The sequence below is a fragment of the Pseudomonas plecoglossicida NBRC 103162 = DSM 15088 genome, assembly GCF_000730665.1.
GTDB lineage: Bacteria > Pseudomonadota > Gammaproteobacteria > Pseudomonadales > Pseudomonadaceae > Aquipseudomonas > Aquipseudomonas plecoglossicida.
Genome location: NZ_BBIV01000092.1, coordinates 1 through 970, shown reverse-complemented (window position 1 = coordinate 970; position 970 = coordinate 1). Strand labels below are relative to the sequence as shown.

Sequence of the window (970 nt, the reverse complement as noted above, 5' to 3'; positions counted from 1 at the left end):
AAGCCGGCTTGTATGGTAGGACTTGAAGGGGTGGTGGGACGACATGCCGGCTTCTGACTGTTCCGAGCAGTACAGACCGTGGGAGACATCGCCCCACCCCTTCCACCAAAGCGCCGATAAAGAATGCATCGTTTGCAAGCGACGATAGAAGCAAGCCAGCGCCTCTTGGTGAAACCCCTTCAAGCCGAAAAACCATAACGTGGAGAACCGCCCATGGCAATGCAGGTAAGCAAGTTGATCGTGGGTGCAGACGTTGCGAAAGCTGAGCTGGTTATTCATCACGACGGTAGTGATGCGCTGATCAAACTGAAGAACGCAAAGCCCGAGATCAAGCGATGGCTCAAACAACAGCCCCGCAATACCGCCATTGCAGTTGAGGCGACCAATGTCTACCACTTGGACCTGGTCGAGTTAGCTCATGGTGCGGGTATTGAAGTCTATGTAATTGATGGGTTTCAACTGAGCAATTACCGGAAAAGTGTGGGTGGGCGAGTCAAGACCGACCCTTCCGATGCCAGGTTGTTGTCCCGTTTCCTGAGAAATGAAGGCGAGGACCTTCGTCCGTGGAGCCCACCTCCCGCCGTCTATGGCAAGGTTCAGAGCCTGCTTCGACGCCGGGCAGCCTTGGTAGCGGCTCGTACTGCAATGACGCAAAGCTGGGCCAACGAAAGTCTCCTGAAGAGCGCTTTCGACGCGTTCATCAAATCGATAGACCGCCTGGATCTGTTGATACAGAAAAAACTTAAAGAAGTGCTCCGCGAAGCCGGACTGCAAGAACAAGTTGCCCGCTGCCAAGCGGTGGAAGGTATTGGTTTTCTTACCGCCACGGCATTGGTCATGGCCTTTGTTCGAGGTGAGTTCAGAAGCAGCGACGCTTACATCGCATTTCTGGGAATGGACTTGCGGGTGAATGACTCGGGACAGACGAACGGACGTCGTCGCCTGACCAAACGGGGATGCTCTGAGATCC

At 54.4% G+C, this 970-nt stretch carries 1 protein-coding gene; it reads left to right on the top strand.

Annotation, left to right across the window (positions count from 1 at the left end; all coding sequences use genetic code 11):
• Window positions 1–213 precede the first annotated feature (213 nt).
• Window positions 214–970 (top strand): IS110 family transposase (locus PPL01S_RS24215; RefSeq protein ID WP_042156919.1); only part of this gene is annotated, 757 nt, incomplete at its 3' end.